A 19,241-nucleotide genomic window follows, 5' to 3' on the forward strand; every position below is an offset into this window, starting at 1 on the left:
CCCCCCGCCCACCATCCCCAACGCGTCGGCCATGGAGCAGAGCAAGTACCACCTGGGCAATGGCCTGAGCCCACTGCTGAACGAGACCCGCTACGCGCCCACCGGCGACCAGGAATTCGACAGGGGGATTGCCACGTACAACGCGGGCAGCGGCTCCGGCTACGTGCAGACGTCCGGCGAGGCCTTCCACGCCTACAACGGCAACGCCAACACCTGGCAGCCGTACGGCCGGGCACAGGGCAACTACGCCATCGCCGTGCAGGGCGTCGCGGTGTGCCCGGGCGGAGGCCTGAGTCCCATTGGCCGCGCCTTTGACATCCAGTCCACCTATACGCTCCCAGAGAATGAGGTGGATTCCATGGAGAAGAGCGTCCAGGACTTCTTCAGCATCCTGTAGCCCTCCGCGCTACACCCGGCGGGGCCGCCGTAGCGCAAAGGGACACATTCCCAGCGCAAGCAACGTTTTCGGAAACATCGTGGAAAACCACGCATTCCCTCCGAAACCAGCATCAATGACAGACATGATGTCATCCCTGGCACGGGACCTGCTCTGACGGGAAACCGCCCTCCGGCCTTCTGGTGCCGGAGGGCGGACCCCCATTCCCCGTAAGGGATTGCCACATGCCCCAACATTCCATGCGAGGCCTGTCCGGCCTCGTGCCGTCCTGGCTGCGCTCGCTGACCGTCTCCTCCTTCGCGCTCGGAGGCCTGCTGGTGGGCGCGCCGGCCCACGCCGCGGATCCGCAGGAGCTCCGCCCGAACATCGCCACCGTGCTCGACGTGGCGCTGGTGGATGGGGAGCTGACCGCGAGCATCCTGTGGACGGACCGGCAGGACGACCTGCCCCCGTCCTCGAAGCTCGTCTCCTATGACGGCAAGGACAGCGCCACCGCGGGCGCGGACGTGACGCCCAAGGCGGGCGGAATCTCCCAGGTGAAGCTCTTCGGCGCGCTGGACAAGCCCTGGGAGACGGGCTGGGCGCAGAAGCTGGTGCTGGAGGACCCGAAGGGCCAGCCGCTGGCCATCCAGCCCTATGACGTGAACCTGGACTGCGCGACCGAAAAGGAGTGCAGCCTCACCGTGTCCAAGGGCGTCACGTCGGAGAAGGACGTCGTGCACGTGAGCAGCGAGCTGGACGCCGTCCTCACGGAGCTCGACGCGAAGTTTGGCCAGGGCGAGTACGACCTGGTGAAGGAGGTGTCCAAGGACTTCCCGCACCTGCGCGGCGAGGCCATGGTCTACGTCCAGCAGTGGTACTGGTGGTACCCCATCATCGGTCCGTGCGCCTGCGGCTGGACGACCACGACGACGCGCACGCCCACCACCACCCAGTCCATCCTCGTGTCGACCTCCGGCCGCAGCATCTACGGCTGGAACGGGCCGGGCGCGAAGCACACGCTGAGCGCCAACGCCATCCCCATGGGCCCGACCCTCAACCGGACGGTCACCGGCTCCAGCCAGCTGTCGCTGGGACTGCGGTGCTCGCGCCGCATCTACTTCTACTGGTGGGACTTCATCATCCACCGGCCGGGCGGGGTGTTCCCGGTACGCTTCCCCTTCCCTGTCAGCATTCCCTGCACCTCGCCGTGCCAGGCCCGCTTCGACCACATGGGCCGCGTCTCCGGCCGGACGACCATCAGCGGCGTGGCCACCGCGCGTGAAGCAGGGACCTGGCGCGTGAACGTCAACGCGCCGACCATCAACCAGGTCATCACCGGGAACAACGCCTTCGACGCGGACGCCATCGGCGTCTCGTTCTCGAACACCAGCGCCTACAACACGGTCAGCACGTCGGGCCAGGTGACGATTCCCTCCACTTCCACCTTCGCGAGCGCCCTCGTCACCAACGGCTACGCCCAGGCCATCCACGGCCAGCTGACCTGCCCCCAGATTCCCGCGCTGCCGGGCAGGACCGTCTCGGATTACGGCACGACGCAGGGCACGTCCCACCAGCTCAGCCTGATCTGGAGCATCTTGGACTTCGCGGCAGGCTTCTAGCCGCGCACGACTGATCCGCGATGCATGACAACACCCCGGAGGCCGGCGCCGTGAAGGGGCCGGCGTCCGGGGTGCCTGTTTCTTCCGCACGGATGCGGCGGACGGCTAGTTGTCGGTCGCGTCCTCGATCTTGTCGCCGGCCTTCTCCGCGGCGTCGCCCGTGGCGTCGGCGGCGTCCTCGGCCGTGTCCTTCACCTTGTCGCCCGCCTGCTCCATGTCGTCCTTGGCGGACTCACGGGTGTTGCGGTGGCAGCCCGTGCCCACGGACAGGGCGCTCAGCGTCAAGGCCAGCAGCGTCAGCTTCTTCATTCGGTGTGACTCCTTCGCTTGAGGGGGGCGGGATGCGACCCGCCTGTCCCCGTGCGCGCCGCAAGGTAGGCACTGTCCACCAACTGCCAAGGGGCAGCCCCGCGGGATGTCCACTCCGGGGCATCCGGGCCCCAGTGATGGGTGTCGGAACGCGCTGCTAGGGTGCGTCTTCACGAGGGGCTTGTGTTCCCGCCCCCGGAGGCCCACCCATCCATGTCTTTGTCGTCCTCGCGGCCCTCACGGCCCACCCTGCTGCTCGCCCTGGCGTTGACGGTCCTCTGGGGCTGTCCCTCCGACGAGCCGAAGCCCACCGAGCAGCTCTACTCCGACGTCCAGTTCGACCTCACCGTCCCGCCGGAGACGCCGGTGGACGCGGAGCTCTTCCTCCAGGGCCCCACCGCCACGTTCAGCGGCACGGACGGGCGGGGCCTGGAGCTGGTCTACCAGGGCGGCCGTCAGTTCAGCCTGAAGGCCCGGCTGCCCAAGGGCACCGCCTTCACCTACGCGGTGCGGATGACGGCGCCCACGCCCCAGGTGGCGCTGGATGCCCAGGGGGCACCGGAGGCGGACCACACCGTCACTGCCCGTGAGAACGAGGAGCGTGTCGCCCTCACGGTGGAGCGCTTCGGCGCCGAGGGGGGGCAGACAGGCGCGAGGACCGTGTTCATCGTCCAGGTCCCGGACATCACACCGGCCGGGGCCAGGGTGTGGCTGTCCGGAAACCAGCCGGAACTGGGGAACTGGAATGGCGCGGAGGTGGAGCTCTACCCGGCCGTGGACAACGCCTACGCCGGCGCCGTCGCGTTCGCGGCCGGCACGGGTCTGGAGTTCAAGGTGACGCGCGGCTCGTGGGAGACGGTGGAGAAGAGCGAAACGGGCGCGGAGGTGGCCAACCACACCTTCACCACCGGCGGCGGCTTCGAGCGCGTGCCCGTGGCGGTGAAGGGCTGGGCGGACCTGACCACGCCGCCGCCGCCCCCGCCGCTCACCGGCGACGTGCGCTACCTGCGCAACGTCGTGCCCCAGGACGCCACGCTCAAGCCGCGCGACGTCATCATCTGGCTGCCGCCCGGCTATGAGGCGGACCCCACGCGCCGCTACCCGGTGCTCTACATGCACGACGGCCAGAACCTGATGGACGTCAGCACCGCGTTCGCCGGGGAGTGGAACGTGGACGAGACGGCGCAGGCGCTGGTGGAGTCCGGTGCGGTGGAGCCGCTCATCATCGTGGGCGTCTACAACACGAGCGACCGCATCGCGGAGTACACGCCCGTGCCCTTCCCGCCGCGGTACCCGGACGCGGGCCGCGCGGACGCGTACGGTCAGTTCCTCATCCAGGAGCTGAAGCCGCGCATCGACGCGGAGTTCCGCACGAAGCCGGAGGCGGAGTTCACGGGGCTCGCGGGCTCGTCGCTGGGCGGGCTCGTGTCCATGTCGCTGGGGCTCAAGCACCCGGACGTCTTCACCCGGCTGGGTGTGGTGTCGCCGTCGGTGTGGTGGGCGGACCGGGAGATTGTCTCGCAGGTGAACGCGCTCACCGCGAAGCCCGCGCTGCGCATCTGGGAGGACATCGGCACCCAGGAAGGCGACGGCGAAGAGGCGGAGACGGTGGCGGATGCGCAGGCGCTGCGCGACGCGCTGGTGGCCAGGGGCTGGGTGCTGGACGACGACCTCAAGTACACGGAGGTGGAGGGAGGCCAGCACAACGAGGCCGCGTGGAGCGCGCGCTTCGGTGACCTCCTGCGCTTCCTGTACCCCGTGAAGAAGTGACGAAGCCGCCGCCCCCCACCACCCCGGATGGACGCTACCTGGTGGTGGACGGGCGGCTGTGGCGCCGCTCCAATCCGGCGCTCGGGCCCCGTCAGCGGGAGCTGCTGGTGGCCGCGCTGATGCGGGCCCGCGCCGACGTGGGCCGGGCGAAGCGAACGAAGGACGCGGCCCTGGAGCGCCGGGCGAGGGCTCGCGTGCACCGCGCCAAGGTGGGCCTGGGAGAGCGGGGCGCGCCGTGGTGGACGGACGGCACGCCGGACCTCAACCGGCGCCTCGTGCGGAACACGCCCTACGCCGCCTGGTTCCAGGACCTGTGAGCCGCCCGAACCCCTTCAACGAATTGACGTCACCGGACCCCGACACGGAGGACTGGCTGTCACATCCCTCGCGCGCCTACACGGCGGCGCTCGCGGACCCGACCCTCGTGCACCTCAACGTCAGCGGTGGCCCCGACTGCCGATGCGGGGGCGGCCAAGCCGGTGGTGTTGTCCACGGGAGAGAGGTCCGGGCAGTACGTCGACTCGGACACCACCTGCTCCTGGATATTGCAGCCGCAGCGCCAACCCTAGAAGGCGTAGCGCACACGGCAGTACGGCAGGTGCCTGGCGAGCAGGGCCTGGAACTCCGCCACGTGGCGGCCCTTGAAGCCGGTGCGGTAGCGCACGTTGACGCCGCCGCCCTGGGACACCTTCGTCTCCTGGATTTCGGGCCGCCACAGCAGCTCCTCCGCCTTCGGGTGCCAGCCCAGGTTCACCTCGTGCAGGCCCGCGTTGTGCGTGAGGAAGATGATCTCACACGCCAGCTGCGCCTTCGCCCGCTCGCCGATGCCGGCGTCCACCTGCTGGAACAGCTCCACGTAGGCGTCCTGCCAGCCCTCGTGGAGGATGACGGGGGAGAAGTTGAGGTGCACCTCGTAGCCGGCGGCCACGAAGTCGTCGATGGCGGCGATGCGCTCCGCGATGGGGCTGGTGCGCACGTCCAGCAGCTTCGCCAGCGCGTGCGGCATCAGGCTGAAGCGGATGCGCGTCCTGCCCTGCGGCGCGTAGGTGAGCAGCTCGCGGTTGACCAGCTTGGTGGCGAAGCTGGCCTTGGCGTTGGGCAGCGTGGTGAACAGCCGCACCAGGTCCCGCACGTTGTCGCTGATGGCCGCGTCCGCGGAGCAGTCGCTGTTGCAGCCAATGTCATAGACCCACGCGTGGGGGTCCACCGTGTTGGGCTCCAGCTTGGGCCCGCGCTTGTGCGCGTGCTTGCGGAGGGCCTCCTGGAGGCGGTCGATGTTCACGAACACCGTGACAGGGTTTGCGTAGCCCTTGTTGCGCGGCACGTAGCAGTACGCGCACGCCATCACGCAGCCGTTCGCCGTGGAGGGCGCGATGAAGTCCGAGCTGCGGTCGTTGGCGATGAAGGACAGCGTCTTCTTCACGCCCAGCACCAGGGTGCTGCCCTTGATGCGGTTCCAGGCCTCCACGTTGCCTTCGTTGCCGAAGAGGCCGGGGATGTGCTGGTGCGAGGCCACCTCCACCCGCTCCGCGTCCGGATACCTGGCGAGGATCTCCCGGCCGCGCGCATGCTCCCGCACGGCGGGCTCCAGGTAGATGCGCGACACCTTCAGCAGCCGGTCGAGCGGGCCGGGGCCCGCCGGGACGGTGGCCGGGCGCGGGGTGGGTTCCGGGCGGAAGAGGTCCAGGTTCGTCACCCGGCGTGTGTAACCGCGTTCCGTCTCCCATGCACCCGCGGTGGCCCACCCTGACGTCGGGCGGGCCACCGGGCAGGGGCCTGCTGTCAGCGTTCGGACGGAACCGCGGGGCCCGTGGTGACGGGGGCCGGCGCGTCCAGCTGCTTCAACAGCGCGTCAGGCAGCGGGGCCCGCTTCTCCATCGCGGCCGCCACGCTCGCGGTGGGCGCGTAGACGCGGTGGTTGTTCACGCGGAAGTCGCTGTCCGTCACGGTGGAGATGACCGCGACGCGGCCCAGGTCGTCGATGGGCGGCCCATCCGCCCGGAACGCGGCCCGGTCCACGAGCTGCACCTCCGCGGCCCCCGGTGGCGTCACCCAGACGGAGTAGCGCTTGGCGAGCAGGTCCACGTTCATGCGGAAGTGGTACGTCTGGCCGCGCACGTACGGCACCCGGCGGATCCACGAGTAGCCCGCGCCGTTGCGCACCTGGAAGATGCCGTCCTCGCTCATGCGCAGCGCCATGTTCAGCCGGTTGAAGGCTGTCACCTCCGTGGAGCTGTCCGTCCAGCCCACCACGCCGCCGCCCAGGTTGTCCGCCAACGGGGTGAGGTCGAACTCCACGATGCGGGTGCCCGTGTTGGTGGTGCCCAGCAGGTGCTGACCGCGCGGCAGCGTCCGCTTCGAGTACCAGGGGTAGTTGGGGCGCGGGTTGAAGCGCAGCAGCGCCTCGATGAAATAGTAGTCGCCGTAGATGAGGCTGACGTTGACCTCCTGGCCCGTCCGGTAGTTGCCCACGCCGTGCAGCAAGATGCCCGGGCTGTTGGTGCCCTGCGCCAGGTACGCGGGCGACGCCAGCGAGTCGAGCATGGCCAGCGCGGCGTTGCGGTAGGTGGTGCGCCGGGTGGCGTCCGTCTCCAGGGTGCTCAGCTCCAGCAGGGCGGACGCGGTGACGGCCGCGGCGGAGGAGTCCTTGGACTGGCTGGGCGCGTTGAAGTCCCAGTTGGGCACGCTGTCCGCGGGCAGGTTCGCCAGGTAGTAGTCCGTCACCCGGCGGGCCGCGGTGAGGAAGCGCGGGTCCTGCGTGTAGCGGTACACCATCGTGAAGCCGTAGATGAGCCACGCCTGCCCGCGCGCCCAGGTGGAGGTGGTGGAGTAGCCCTGGTAGGTGCCCCGCGAACGGATGGTGCCATTGTTGTTGTAGTCCACGTAGTGGAACGAGCTGCCATTGGTGCGCACCGCGTCCTGGAGCGTCCGGAGCGCGTGGTTCACCGCCATGGTGCGCCACTCGGCGGGGCCGCCGTTCTGAGCGCCCCAGAGCAGCAGCTCGATGTTCATCATCGTGTCGGTGACGAGCGGGATGTTCCAGTCCGGGTTCCAATCACAACAATCAATGATGCCCACGGTGCTGTTGTAGCGCGTGGCCAGCGACGCGGCGGAGGTGAGCAGCACGTCCCGGTAGTAGGGATTGCCGGTGAGCCGCCAGGCATTGCCGTAGCTGTTGTACATCTTGAAGCCCAGGTCGTGCGTCTCCGTGTTGGTCTTCTGGCCCTCCAGGGGGCGCGTCCACAGGTCCGCGCGGTCGCGCCAGTAGGGCTCGTTGGCGACCTGGAACATGTACCACATGCTCCCGGGGAAGAAGCCCTGCGTCCAAGCGATGTGGTCCGTGTTGGCCACCGTGGTCCACGTCCCGTTGGACAGGGATGCCTTGGGTGAGCGGTTCACGTTGGGCATCTCCAGGACCGTGTCCGCGAGCTGCGCCCTGGCGAACGTGAACACGCGCACCGCGTCCGCATCCGTGAAGGCATTCGCCACCGGCGCCACCAGCAACGCCATCATCCACCACAACTTCACTCCCGGCTTTTTCAATCCCATACACCCTCCCCTGCACATGACCGGCGAGGAAGGTGTCGGTGTGCCACCCCGGGGACCAGTGGCCGCGAGGACGCAGGCTGGCCGTCCCCCCGGCCTCGCTGAAGGGACGGGCTGTGCCCTATCCGACCCAGGGGCTTGGGGTGGCTAGAAGCCGGGGGGGCGCTCCCCGGCGACGCCGGAGGCCCGCTCCAGGGCGATGCCCACGCGGCCCAGGGTTCCTTCGTCGAAGAGCTGGCCGATGAGCGTCACGCCGTGCGGGACGCGGCGCGGGGTGGCGAAGGTGGGCATGGGGCGCCTGGGGTCCGGGGCCCAGTCGCTGCGGGCCTTGGACACCTCCACGAAGCCGGTGCGCAGCGTGAGCGACGGGTGGCCCGTGTGGTTGGTGATGGTGAGGGCTTCGTCGCGCAGCGAAGGCACGAGCAGCACGTCCACCCGCGACATGATGCGCGCCATCTCCTGGGCCACCTTGCGGCGCAGCCGGTCCGCCTGGACGAAGTCCACCGCGGACAGGAAGCGGGACTGGCGGAAGAGGTTGGGCCACGCGTCGGGCGTCTGCATCTTCAGCGCGTCCACGCCGTGGCTGAGCGTGAGCTCCTCGAAGGCGGCGGCGGCCTCCGCGAAGAGGATGACGTTGAGGGCGGAGTACGGCCAGTCCGGGAACTGCACCTCCACCGGCGTCAGGCCCAGCCCCTGGAGCGTCTCCAGCGCCGCGCGGTCCACGTCCGTGGCGGGGCTCTCCTTCATCCACGCGGGCACGTAGCCCACGCGCAGGCCCTTCACGGGCGCGTTCGCGTCGAAGTCCAGCTTCGCGGACACGCTCGCCACGTCGCCCGCGTCCGCGCCGTGGAGCGCGGCGAGCACCAGCAGCGAGTCCTCCACCCCACGCGTCATGGGCCCCAGCTTGTCCAGCGACCAGCACAGCGTCATCGCGCCCGTGCGCGGCACGCGGCCATAGGTGGGGCGCAGGCCGGTGATGCCGCAGCGCATGGACGGCGACACGATGCTGCCGCCCGTCTCGCTGCCCAGGGAGAAGCCCACGAGCCCCGCGGCCGTCGCCGCGCCCGGCCCCGCGCTGCTGCCCGAGGAGCCTTCTTCCAACAGCCACGGGTTCTTCGTCTCGCCGCCGAACCAGATGTCGTTGAGCGCGAGCGCGCCCAGGCTGAGCTTCGCCACCAGCACGGCGCCCGCGCGGTGCAGCCGCTCCACCGCGGCGGCGTCCGTGGTGGGGACCCGGTCGCGGAACGGCTCGGCGCCGTAGGTGGTGCGGATGCCCGCGGTGTCCACCAGGTCCTTCGCTCCCCAGGGGATGCCGTGCAGCGGACCCTTGTAGCGGCCCGCGGCGAGGTCCTTGTCCGCCTGCCGGGCCTGCTGGAGCGCCAATTCCTCCGTCAGCGTGATGACGCACTGGAGCCTGGGGTCATGGCGCTTCAGCCGGGAGAGATAGAGCTGCGTGAGCCGCTCGGACGTGATGGCGCGCGACCGCACCCAGCGCGACAGCTGCGTGAGCGGCGCGAAGGCGATGTCCTCCTCCTTCGCGGGCAGCGGCACCTTCGCGTCGCGGCTGCGCACGAATCGCTCCTTCGCGGGCGCGGTGGGTTTGAGCCCCGGCAGCGACGGGTTCCACTGCGAGGCGGGTGACAGCGTGGGCTCCAGCGCGAGTTTGCGCGGGCCGGTGCGGCGCTCGTGCAGCGGGGCCAGGGACACGCGCCAGTTGCCGGCGGCCTGGGTGCGCTCGGCGGGCGTGAGCTGCACTTGCATCAGCTTTTCGGCCTCCGCGAAGGTGGTGGGGCTCACCTCCGGCCCCACCGTGGGGCCCGCGCCGAAGGTGGGCGGCGCACCCGCGGGCGGGGCGGACGTGCCCGCGTCCGGCGCCGCGGAGACGGCGGTGCTCGCGAGTCCAATCACGGTGTGGGTCAGGAACTGCCGACGCGAGCTGCTCATGGCGCGACCTCACGGATGAAGCGAAGGGGGCGCCAGTGTGCCACCGCCTACGAGCGGTGCACGTCGCGGAAGGCGAGCATGTCCCCCAGCCGCTGCTCCTTCGCGTCGTCGAAGCCACACGCGGCGCCCCAGGTGGCGGGGTTCTCGTAGGTGCCGAACAACATGTCCCAGATGGGCAGGTCGCCGTAGTTGTTCTTGTGCTTGCCGTACTCGTGGTGGATGCGGTGCATCTCCGGCCGCTGGAAGAACCAGCCCACCCAGCGCGGGGTGCGGATGTTGGTGTGGTAGAAGTATTCGCCCAGCGCGCAGCAGGCCGTGTAGATGGCGCCCGCCGCCGGGCTCAACCCCAGCACCGTGTAGACGAGCAGCCCGCCAATGAGGCTGTTGGCCGTCATCTCCAGCGGGTGCTTGTAGAAGCTGGTGATGACCTCCAGCCGCTGCGGGCTGTGGTGAATCTGGTGGAAGAACCGCCAGAGCACGTCGCTCTCGTGCCGGGCGCGGTGCCACCAGTAGAAGACGAACGTGGCGATGAGATAGGCCAGCACCCCGCCCACCACCGGGTTCACGTGCCGGGACAGGTGGAAGACCGAGTGCGCGGAGAACCACCGGTCCCAGGTGTAGCCGCCCAGCACCACCACGCCCACCTGCGCCAGGTTGATGAGCACCACCCGCAGGTGCCAACCGCGCACGCGGGGCAGCTTCCACCCCAGGGACAGCTGCTCCATGAGAAAGCAGAGACCGGCGATGAGGACGAGCCAGGGCAGCATGGAAATCCTTCCGTGATTTCGGGCTGCCCCTCATACGAATGATGTCCCCGGAGATGTCTTTCGTTCCAGCGGACATTGTCACCTGGGAGGAATGGGACGGGAGGAACGGGGGCTGGCATCCTGCTGGCCATGGCTCGGAACAGCACCCTGACGGCGCGGTTGGGTTACATCGACACGCAGGCCACCTTCGTGCAGGCGGCGCTGCTGGCGGCGCACGGGGCCGGGGCTCGCGCGGGCGGCTTCCGCGTGTCGGACGTGCGCTTCTACTTCCTGCTGTTCACCAACTGGGTCGAGCACGACGTCACCCGGCCCTCGCAGGACATCGACCTGACGCAGGTGCGGCGGACGCTGGAGCGGCTGGTGCGCGGGGGCCACGCGGAGTCGAGCACCAGCGCGCCCGTGAAGGGGCTGCCCCGGGGGCGCCGGTACGTGCTCACGGGAGAGGGATTGTGCTCGCTGGCGGAGGGGCTGGCCGGGCGGGAGCGTGCGCCGCTGGAGGAGGCGCTGTTCGTGGTCTGCTTCGCGGCGAGCTACCGCGACGCGGTGCTGTCGCGCGTGGAGGGCCGGGCCCGGGCGCTGTCTCCGGCGGTGCGAAGGCGCGTGGAGCGGGCGTTGGATCCGCTGCGGCTGGTGAAGGAGGCGCAGCGCACGTCGGCGGCGGTGCTCGCGGACCTGGAGGAGCGGGTGGAGGCGGGCCTGCGGTACGAGGAGCAGTCACGCAAGGCCATGGCCCGCGCGGAGCCCGTGGCGGACGTGGTGCGCGCGCTGGAGGCGGCGGGTTCGTACCAGCTGCACCGGGTGCGGCCGTTGGGCGAGGTGCTGCTCGCGCTGCCGGAGGACCTGCGCCAGTTCGAGTTGACGGAAGGCATGGGCCTGCGCTCGCGGCTGCTCTTCGCGCCCCTGGCGGAGCGGGCTCGGGCGGAGCATGCGGTGCTGGCGCGGCTGGAGGCGCGGCTCACCCCCGGCAAGGCGCTGGGGTGAGCCACGGGGCAACGCCTAACGCAGCGCCTGGGTGAGGCGGGAGCCCAGGGCCAGCGCGAGGCCGTCCTCGACCAGGCCCGCGGCCACGTTCGGCACGCGCAGCTTCTGCGTCAGGAGGCGGCGGAAGCCATAGAAGACATAGCTGGAGGCGAAGGCGGCGGCGGCGCCGACGAGGGCGAAGCCAATCCGCGCTCCCTTGCGCTTGCGTGACACCGCGGCGCCGGTGATGGCCCCGGAGAGGATGCGGCCCGTCAGGACCGGCAAGGCGGTGCGCGCGGGCGTCCTGGGGTTCTTGTCCCCCACCAGCTCACCGAGCGCCATGAGGCCCAGGCGCTGGGACACCTTCTTCGACGTGAGGCCCGGCAGGGCCCGCTTCAACGCGCGCGTCGGCTTGCGCGACAGCTCGCGCGAGAGGAACGCGGGCGCGGACATGCTGCGCATCCCGGCGAGGACGCCGAAGCCCGCGGCGGTCCAGATTTCATTGTTCGTTCGCATGGTTCCCAACCCCCAGCCAGGTGGTGAAAACTGGAGGGTGGGGGCGCGGCGTCCGTCCGGCCACGGTCTGGCGAGCGGGCACTCAGGCGGCCGGCGGCGTGGACGGCTTGGGCGAGCGCAACATCCAGCCCGCGAGCAGCGCGCCCAGCGCGGCCACCAGTGTTCCGCAGTTCTCATCCACGTGCATGGGGAGCACGCCCACCCCGAGGCCCAGCACGCCCAGCCCGATGAAGCCGCGCCGGGCCAGGGTGCGCTCCCATGCCTTCGTCGCCAGGGTGGTGGAGAAGAAATAGAGGACCGCGGCTCCAACGACCTGCACCCAGGGCACCAGGGGCCGCACGGGCCGCCATGCCACCTTCTCCAGCCTGTCGAAGAAGCCGGCCCCGCCTCCTGGGAGTGCCAGGCCGGATTCTCCCGCCAGTTGCTCAGCGGTGCCCCCGAACAGGTGCCGCATGTCATCCGCCAGGAAGAAGTAGACGGCTTGAATCAGGGTCGCCACGACCAGCACCGTGAGGATCCAGCCCTTGGGCGCGGGCGGCACGGACGGCTCGGAGTGCTTGCGCAGCGCCTCCAGGTGCTCCGGGGAGACCTCCAGCGGATGCGGATAGGACATGGCCAGCAGCGCCTGCGTCGCGGCGGCGCTGACGGGCGTCCCCTGCTCGTCCACCAGCTGCTTCACGCCCTCCTTCGCCAGCAGCGCGTGCAACGCGGGCGCGAGCGTCGCCGGGTCCTCCGTCTGGCCCCACCGGGCGATGATGGCGTTGAGGTATCCGGCCTTGAGGGCACGCGAGGAGCCCTCCGTCCTCAAGGCCTCCTCGAACAGGGGCACCAGCTCATCGACGTGCGGAGTGACGGGGGACGGCTGGAGCTGCGTGCTCATACGGCGAGTCTATGCCGCGCCGGGGACACCCGCGTGAACCTCATCCTTCCGTGTTGCGGAGGAAGTCCGCCACCTGGGCGAAGCGGTCATCCAGGAAGCTTCGCAGGCCGCCGGTGATGCCCCGCCTGTCCATGGCCTTCTGCATGCACCGCAGCCACGCGTCCCGCATCGCCGTGTCCACCGGCAGATGTCCGTGGCGCATGCGCAGCCGGGGGTGGCCGTGCGTCGCGCTGTAGTGCTGCGGGCCGCCCAGCCAGCCCACCAGGAACATGCCGAAGCGCTGGCGCGTGCCCCGGTTCACCTTGCCCTCGGCGTCCAGCTCGTGGATGGCGGCGAGCGCGGGCTCCTCCGCGTCCATCACGTCGTAGAAGGCCTCCGCCAGCGCGTGGACGGGCTCCTCGCCGCCCATGCGGGTGAAGGGGGTGTCGTCCAGCGTGGGGACCCAGCCGTCCGACGGCGGGGGCTTCAATTCCATGCTCATGGCTTCCTCATGCCGCCCAGCGCCTTGGCCGGCGCTGGAGGCTCTTCAATCCCAATCCTTCACAGAACGCCTTGAAGCGCGCTTCCGGCACGCCCTTCCACTCCAGGTCCGCGAGCGACGCGGTGCCCGGCAGCGGCGCGTCCTCCACCAACGTGGCCAGCGTGCGGTACAGCCGCGCGTCCTCGCGGTGCGCCTTCAGCGTCGCCGCCAGCTTGTCCGCGCCCCGCACCTTCACCGTCCACTCCGCCGCGTTGTCCGGGATGGACTCCAGCTTCCCATAGGCCTGGAGCACCGCCGCCGCGCCCTTCGCCCCGAAGCCCGGCAGCCCCGGGATGCCGTCCGCGTCGTCGCCCATCAGCGCCAGCAGGTCCGGGACGCTCTGTGGCGCCACGCCCAGCTTCGCCTTCACCCCGTCCGCGTCCACGACCTTCTGCTGCCGCCGGTCCACCTGCACCACGCGCTGGCCGCGCACGCACTGGCCCAGGTCCTTGTCCGGCGTGAGCAGCCGCACCTGCTCCACCTCGCCCGCCCAGCGCGCCGCCCCGGTGGCCAGCGCGTCGTCCGCCTCCTGGTCCTTCATGGACCAGACGCGCACGCCCAGCGCTGAGACGGCCTCCTCCACCAGGTCGAACTGCGCGCGCAGCTCCGGCGGCACGCCCTCGTCTCCCTTGTAACCAGCGAACAGCGCGTTGCGGAACGAGCGGATGGGATTGTCGAACGCGACCGCGACGTGCGTCACGGCCTCCTGCTCGTCGTGCAGGAGGGCGAGCAGGGAGTCCATCACACCGGCAGTGGCCTTCACGTCCCGTCCGTCCGGCGCGGTGGTGCCCGGCCGGGGCGAGAAGTGGGCCCGGTACAGCTCATACGTGCCGTCCACGAGGTGCAGGCGCATGTTCCCCCTCTAGCGTCCCTCCCGCCGCACGGCCAGCAGCCCGTGCGTGCCGTGGCCTGTGCGCCTCGTTCCCTACACGACGCCTGTCAACCCCCTTGGCCAGCGTGTCTGGTGGGGACAGGTCGCCGATGCCGACTGGCCGGGCACCGCCCATTTTCCAAACCAACTCCCTCTGGGCCGCGCCGGAGCGTCCCAGCATTCCACCGGCATGAGGTGATCCATGCGCCCGAAGCTGTTCGCCGCCGCCCTGCTCTGCGTCGCGGCCCTTGGCTGTGCAGGCAAGCAGGTGATTGCTACGTCCACCCATCAGCAGCGCGTCCAGGCGGAAGCGGCGCTCCGCTCGGCGGAGAACTCGCAGGCGCCGAACGTGCCCGAGGCCGCCCGGCATCTGCAGTTCGCGCGTCAGCAGATCGCCGACGGTGAGCGGCTGATCCAGGAGGGTGAGCAGGAGGCCGCGGAGCTGCGGTTCCGTCAGGCGGCCGCGGACGCGGACCTGGCGTCGGCGTTGGCGCGCGCGGTGCCCCTGAAGAACGAGGCGCGGCGGGCTTCCGAGCAGGCCGAGTCCCTCCGCAGCCGTCAATGAGTCCCCCACCTCTAGCCTTGTGAGGAGCGAGTCATGCAGCGTTGGAAACTTGGATGGTTGGCGGTCGCGGGAGTCACGGCGCTCTCGGTGGGGTGTGCGCACGGTCCACCGCCCAGTGAGTTGACCGCGGCGCGCCAGGCGTACCGAGACGTGTCCACGAGCCCCGAGGGCCGCGAGCGCCCCGCGGACGTGGCGGCGGCCCGGGCGGCCCTGCAGGAGGCGGAGAGCGAGTACGCGGAGAGCGAGAGTTCGGTGAAGACGCGCTCGCTGGCGTACGTAGCCCTGCGCAAGGCGGAGATCGCCTCGGCGCGCGGCGAGGCGGACCTGGCCGCGCAGCAGCGGGCGCAGGCGGAGGCGTCCCTGCGTGAGCAGCAGGAAGCGCGCGCGCAGCACCTCACGCGCCAGCAGGAGGAGGAGCGCGCGAGGTACGAAGCCCAGCGTCAGCAGTATGAGCAGCAGCGCCAGCAGTTCGAAGCGCAGCGGCAGCAGCTGGACGCCCAGCGCCAGGCGGAGGCGGATCGCCTGCGCGCGGCGGATGCGCAGCAGCGTCAGCAGATGGAAGCGGAGATGCAGCGGCGCATGGAGCAGCAGCAGGCGGAGGCGCAGCGGCTGGCCGAGCTGAACCAGCAGCTCCAGCAGCGCACGCAGGAGTTGGAGCAGGAGCGGCAGGCGCGGCTCCAGGCGGAGCAGCGCGCGTCGCAGGCGCTGACGCGGCTTCAGGATGAGAACGTGAAGGTGCGGGAGGAGGCGCGCGGCACGGTGGTGACGTTGTCGGGCAGCGTGCTGTTCGCGACGAACGCGACGGAGCTGTTGCCCGCGGCGCGCGACCGGCTGTCGGAGGTGGCGACGGCGCTGAAGGAGTCGAAGAACCCGTTGCTCATCGAAGGCCACACGGACTCGCGAGGCACGGAGGACTACAACGACCAGCTGTCGGAGCGCCGGGCGGAGAGCGTGCGGAACTTCCTGGTGAACCAGGGCGTCCCGCAGGACCGCATCCAGGTCCGAGGCATGGGTGAGAACCGGCCGGTGGCGTCGAACGGCACGGCGGAGGGGCGCGCGAACAACCGCCGCGTGGAGATCGTGGTGGAGCGCAACGTGGCCGGAGCGCAGCCGTCGCGAAGCGGCGGCGTGGGAGGCAGCGGAGCGCAGCCGCCGGTCCAGGGCAACGAGGAACAGGGCCAGAACGCGCAGCCGGGAGGCACGGGAGGCAGCGGCACGGATGCGAAGCCGCACGGCGCGGGAGTGGACCACCAGAGCCCGCAGCCCGAGCAGGGCACGGGTAACGGTGCCGCGAAGGAGCAGGTGCCCCAGCAGCCCATGGACCACGGGCAGTAACGCACGCCTGTGCTTCTTGAGCATGAAGGTCCTCACTCCGTGCGAGTGAGGACCTTTTTCTTCATCCGCGCTTCAGGCGCGCACGTCCCGTGAGAGCGCGTTACCCTTGAAGTCAGCCTCCGCCATGATCGACAAGTCGCCCGTCCTGCTCACCACTGAGCGCCTTCACCTGATGCTGCTGCCGCCCGACGCGGCGGAGCGAGTGCTGGCGTACCACGTGGCCAACAAGGACCACCTGGGCCCGGTGTCCCCGGCGCGCCCGGCGACCTTCTTCTCCATGGCCTACTGGCGCACGCGGCTGGCCCAGGACCGCGAGGACTTCCGCCACGACATATCCCTTCGCGTCTTCCTCCTCCCCAAGGGCCAGCCCCTCGCGCTCGCGCCCGTCATCGGCAACGCCACGCTCGCCCACATCCGCCGGGGGCCGCTCCAGGCCGCGGACCTGGGCTATGGCCTGGATCATCGCCACGAGGGCAAGGGCCTGATGACCGAGGCCCTCCGCGCCTTCTGCGACTTCGCCTTCAGCGCCATGGGCCTGCACCGGCTCCAGGCCAGCCACCTGCCAGAGAACCTGCGCAGCGCCGCCGTCCTCCGCCGCCTGGGCTTCATCCCCGAGGGCTACGCCCGCGACTTCCTCCTCATCAACGGCCAGTGGCGCGACCAGGTGCTCAATTCGCTCGTGGCCCCCGCCGAGCCCGGCCTCCGCGGCGGCCCCTGACCCTCCACCAATTTTGTCGATATTGGAGATATGGGGCTCAAAAGAGCCGCCCATTCGAGGCTTAACCGTCAATATCGACAAAATTGATCAACGGTCAGTGGCGCAACCACGTGCGCACCTCACTCGTGGCCCCCGCCGAATCCGGCCTCCACAGTCCCTGACCTGTTCCCCGAACTCCCCCCCTACCCACCTCCCGCCTGATGCTGAGTCAAAACCTGTCCGACTGTCGGACAGGTTTCCGATGTCCAGGTGGAACAGGGCCCCTCCCAGCCACGGTCCTTCCAACCTGTCCGACTGTCGGACAGGTTCGTGCTGCTCGGGCGGAACTGCGGCCCCCTGCCGTGGCGCTCCGAACCTGTCCGACTGTCGGACAGGTTTTCGTGATTCGCGCTGACAGGGTGGCTCCTCTGGGTCCTTACCTTCTCATCCAGTGGGACGGCCTTCGTGTCCGAAGACTCACCGCGCCGGTGCCCGCACCTTCGGCTTCGACTCGGTCCCCGCCGGCAGGTTCGCGTCGAACCAGTCCAGTGTCCGGAGCAGCCGGTCCTTCTGGTGCTCGGGCTTGCGCAGGCTGTGGCCCTCGTCCGCGTAGATGACCAGCTGGGTCTTCACGCCCAGCGTCTTCAGCGCCTTGTGGAACTCGTAGCCCTGCGACGCGGGCACCTCCAGGTCCCTTTCACCGTGCAGCACCAGCGTGGGCGCCTTCACCTGCTTCACGCCGTTGATGGGCGAGGAGCGCGTGTACACCTCCGGCTCGTCGTACACCGACGCTCCGAAGTACGGCAGCATCCATGAGTCGATGTGGTTCGTGCCGTAGTAGCTCTGCCAGTTCGCGATGCCCGCGCCCGCCACCGCCGCCTGGAAGCGCTGTGTCCGCGTCACCGCCCACATCGTCAGGAAGCCGCCGTAGCTCCACCCCGTGATGCCCTGCCGCGCCGGGTCCACCGGCGCTGACGCCAGCACCGCGTCCAGCCCCGCCAGCACGTCGTTGAAGTCCCCGAAGCCGAAGTCGCGGCGGTTCGCCTGCACGAACGCCGCACCCTGGCCGTAGCTGCCTCGCGGGTTCGGCATGAACACCGCGTAGCCCCTCGCCGTGAACAAGACCGTCTGCGGACTGAACCCCGCCAGCACTCCCGCCGCCGGCCCTCCGTGCACCACCGTCACCATGGGCGCCTTGCGCCCGGACGCGTCCGGCACCGGCAACACCAGCCAGCCCTGCACCGGCTGCCCGTCGCGCGCCCACGTCACGCTGCGCACGTCGCCCACCGTCACGCGCACGTCCGCGTTGAGGCGCGTCACCTGCTTCCACGCCCCCACCCGCCCCGTCCACAGCTCCGGCGCCTGGGTGATGGAGTCGCGCACCACCGCGCTCGTCACGCCGTCCTTCCCCAGCGACACCGTCACGTGCTCCGGGCCCCTCCACAGCGTCGTCACCCCTCCACCGCGCGGCGCCACCGCCATCAGCGCGGCCTCGCCCTGCGCCTGCGCCACGAACACCAGCCGCTCCGCCGTGGGCCAGAAGAGGTCCGTGGCCGTCGCCTTCAGCCCCTCCGTCACGTTCCGCGCGGGCGGCACCTTCGCGGGCAGCTCCGCCTTCTCCCCGAACCGCACCTTCGCCGCCAGCCGCTCCGGCACCGACACCACGAGCACGTCCCCGCCCGTGTTGCCCTCGTCGCTCATCAGCCCCTCGATGAACGCGAGCTGCCGGCCGTCCGGACTCCACGCGGGCTCCGCCACCTGCCACCGGGGCGTGTGCAAGAGCGACGTCTCCCCCGTCCCCGCCTCCACCGCGTACACCCGCGCGCTCCACCAGTTCGCATCCCCTGGCGGCTTCGAGGCCGTCACCGCCACCCGGGCGCCGTCCGGACTCCACGCGTACTCGTGGATGAACAGGGCCGCGGGCGACACCGGCCGCAGCCGCGCGTCCTCCACCGTCACCACCGCGAAGCGCTTCACCGGTGGGGACGTCTGCACCACGCCCGTCTCCCGCGCCGCGGGCCCCCGGGGCCCCAGCGCGTCCTCCGCGCCCTCGATGACGAGCAGCCCCACGGACCTCCCGTCCGGCGACCACTTCGGCGCCGCCAGCACGCCCTTCACCGTGGTGAGCCGCCGCGCGGGCCCGCCCGTCCCGGACGCGTCCGCCACGTAGAGCTGCTTCGCCCGGCCCTCGCCCGCGGTGGAGAGGAACGCGAGCTGACGGCCGTCCGGGCTCCACGACAGCGAGCCCTCCGCGCACGGCGCGCCGTCCTTCGACGCGGTGACGCGCACCGGCGCCCGCTCCGGATGCGCCAGCTCCCGCACCTGGAGCCTCGCGGCCTCCGCGGTCCCCGGCACCGACTCCGCCCAGGCCACCCGCGTGCCGTCCGGCGACAGCGACACCTCGCGGATGCGCACCAGGCGCTGGAGCGCGTCGTACGTCGCGCTGGCCTCCACCCGCGCGGGCGCGGGCGCGGGCGCCGCTCCGGACGCCAGCGCGCCCCACACCCAACACCCCACCGCCACAGCCAGGCTTGCCGCTCGCATCCGCCGCCTCCCGAAAGGG

Annotated in this window: 18 protein-coding genes; 8 read left to right on the forward strand and 10 right to left on the reverse strand. The window is 70.6% G+C overall.

Annotation, left to right across the window (positions count from 1 at the left end; translation table 11 throughout):
• Together D7W82_RS40500 and D7W82_RS11985 are read left to right on the forward strand one after the other, a co-directional pair.
• Window positions 1–397: hypothetical protein (locus D7W82_RS40500; RefSeq protein ID WP_158617638.1), on the forward strand; the 397-nt coding region annotated here is incomplete at its 5' end.
• 224 nt (window positions 398–621) lie between these two features.
• Complete coding sequence (locus D7W82_RS11985; RefSeq protein WP_120618467.1) at window positions 622–1,998, forward strand: hypothetical protein; 1,377 nt, start codon at window positions 622–624, stop codon at window positions 1,996–1,998.
• A gap of 105 nt (window positions 1,999–2,103) precedes the next feature.
• Here D7W82_RS11985 and D7W82_RS11990 read toward each other — a convergent pair whose 3' ends face one another.
• The gene (locus D7W82_RS11990) at window positions 2,104–2,307 is read right to left on the reverse strand and encodes a hypothetical protein (protein WP_014400460.1); all 204 of its coding nucleotides are present in this window, start codon (window positions 2,305–2,307) and stop codon (window positions 2,104–2,106) included.
• 213 nt (window positions 2,308–2,520) lie between these two features.
• Between D7W82_RS11990 and D7W82_RS11995 the strand changes: the two genes are divergently transcribed.
• On the forward strand, window positions 2,521–4,077 hold the full coding sequence (locus tag D7W82_RS11995; RefSeq protein WP_233587437.1) for an alpha/beta hydrolase-fold protein: 1,557 nt from the start codon (window positions 2,521–2,523) through the stop codon (window positions 4,075–4,077).
• On the forward strand, window positions 4,074–4,394 hold the full coding sequence (locus tag D7W82_RS12000; RefSeq protein ID WP_120618469.1) for a hypothetical protein: 321 nt from the start codon (window positions 4,074–4,076) through the stop codon (window positions 4,392–4,394). Before D7W82_RS11995 ends, D7W82_RS12000 begins: the two co-directional genes overlap by 4 nt.
• Window positions 4,395–4,642: 248 nt before the next feature.
• Here the strand turns inward: D7W82_RS12000 and D7W82_RS12005 are convergent, their stop codons facing one another.
• The 4 genes from D7W82_RS12005 to D7W82_RS12020 all read right to left on the reverse strand — a co-directional run bounded on the left by D7W82_RS12005 (window position 4,643) and on the right by D7W82_RS12020 (window position 10,334).
• Window positions 4,643–5,773: a spore photoproduct lyase family protein gene (locus tag D7W82_RS12005; protein ID WP_199727729.1), complete on the reverse strand. Its 1,131-nt coding sequence runs from the start codon at window positions 5,771–5,773 to the stop codon at window positions 4,643–4,645.
• Between the two features lie 86 nt (window positions 5,774–5,859).
• The gene (locus D7W82_RS12010; protein WP_120618470.1) at window positions 5,860–7,626 is read right to left on the reverse strand and encodes a glycoside hydrolase family 88 protein; all 1,767 of its coding nucleotides are present in this window, start codon (window positions 7,624–7,626) and stop codon (window positions 5,860–5,862) included.
• 144 nt (window positions 7,627–7,770) lie between these two features.
• Window positions 7,771–9,567: an amidase gene (locus tag D7W82_RS12015; protein WP_120618471.1), complete on the reverse strand. Its 1,797-nt coding sequence runs from the start codon at window positions 9,565–9,567 to the stop codon at window positions 7,771–7,773.
• 47 nt (window positions 9,568–9,614) lie between these two features.
• A complete protein-coding gene (locus D7W82_RS12020) occupies window positions 9,615–10,334 on the reverse strand; it encodes a sterol desaturase family protein (protein ID WP_120618472.1) in 720 nt (239 codons plus the stop codon).
• A gap of 129 nt (window positions 10,335–10,463) precedes the next feature.
• Here D7W82_RS12020 and D7W82_RS12025 point away from each other — a divergent pair, with 129 nt between their 5' ends.
• Window positions 10,464–11,315, forward strand: a complete 852-nt coding sequence (locus D7W82_RS12025) for a hypothetical protein (protein WP_120618473.1) — start codon at window positions 10,464–10,466, stop codon at window positions 11,313–11,315.
• A 15-nt stretch (window positions 11,316–11,330) separates the two neighbouring features.
• Here the strand turns inward: D7W82_RS12025 and D7W82_RS12030 are convergent, their stop codons facing one another.
• The 4 genes from D7W82_RS12030 to D7W82_RS12045 all read right to left on the reverse strand — a co-directional run bounded on the left by D7W82_RS12030 (window position 11,331) and on the right by D7W82_RS12045 (window position 14,063).
• A complete protein-coding gene (locus D7W82_RS12030; RefSeq protein ID WP_120618474.1) occupies window positions 11,331–11,810 on the reverse strand; it encodes a DUF4126 family protein in 480 nt (159 codons plus the stop codon).
• 82 nt (window positions 11,811–11,892) lie between these two features.
• On the reverse strand, window positions 11,893–12,690 hold the full coding sequence (locus D7W82_RS12035; RefSeq protein ID WP_120618475.1) for a hypothetical protein: 798 nt from the start codon (window positions 12,688–12,690) through the stop codon (window positions 11,893–11,895).
• Between the two features lie 40 nt (window positions 12,691–12,730).
• Entirely contained in the window at window positions 12,731–13,171 is a 441-nt protein-coding gene (locus D7W82_RS12040) for a group II truncated hemoglobin (protein WP_120618476.1), read from the reverse strand.
• A gap of 7 nt (window positions 13,172–13,178) precedes the next feature.
• Entirely contained in the window at window positions 13,179–14,063 is an 885-nt protein-coding gene (locus D7W82_RS12045; RefSeq protein WP_120618477.1) for a 5'-3' exonuclease H3TH domain-containing protein, read from the reverse strand.
• 220 nt (window positions 14,064–14,283) lie between these two features.
• Between D7W82_RS12045 and D7W82_RS12050 the strand changes: the two genes are divergently transcribed.
• The 3 genes from D7W82_RS12050 to D7W82_RS12060 all read left to right on the forward strand — a co-directional run bounded on the left by D7W82_RS12050 (window position 14,284) and on the right by D7W82_RS12060 (window position 16,699).
• A complete protein-coding gene (locus D7W82_RS12050) occupies window positions 14,284–14,646 on the forward strand; it encodes a DUF4398 domain-containing protein (RefSeq protein ID WP_120618478.1) in 363 nt (120 codons plus the stop codon).
• 33 nt (window positions 14,647–14,679) lie between these two features.
• Complete coding sequence (locus tag D7W82_RS12055; protein WP_120618479.1) at window positions 14,680–15,981, forward strand: OmpA family protein; 1,302 nt, start codon at window positions 14,680–14,682, stop codon at window positions 15,979–15,981.
• Window positions 15,982–16,105: 124 nt separating this feature from the next.
• Entirely contained in the window at window positions 16,106–16,699 is a 594-nt protein-coding gene (locus tag D7W82_RS12060; RefSeq protein WP_120618480.1) for a GNAT family N-acetyltransferase, read from the forward strand.
• 456 nt (window positions 16,700–17,155) lie between these two features.
• Here the strand turns inward: D7W82_RS12060 and D7W82_RS12065 are convergent, their stop codons facing one another.
• The gene (locus D7W82_RS12065; RefSeq protein WP_120618481.1) at window positions 17,156–19,222 is read right to left on the reverse strand and encodes a S9 family peptidase; all 2,067 of its coding nucleotides are present in this window, start codon (window positions 19,220–19,222) and stop codon (window positions 17,156–17,158) included.
• Window positions 19,223–19,241: the final 19 nt, after the last annotated feature.

It is taken from the genome of Corallococcus sp. CA049B, from assembly GCF_003611685.1.
Classification (GTDB): Bacteria; Myxococcota; Myxococcia; order Myxococcales; family Myxococcaceae; genus Corallococcus; species Corallococcus coralloides.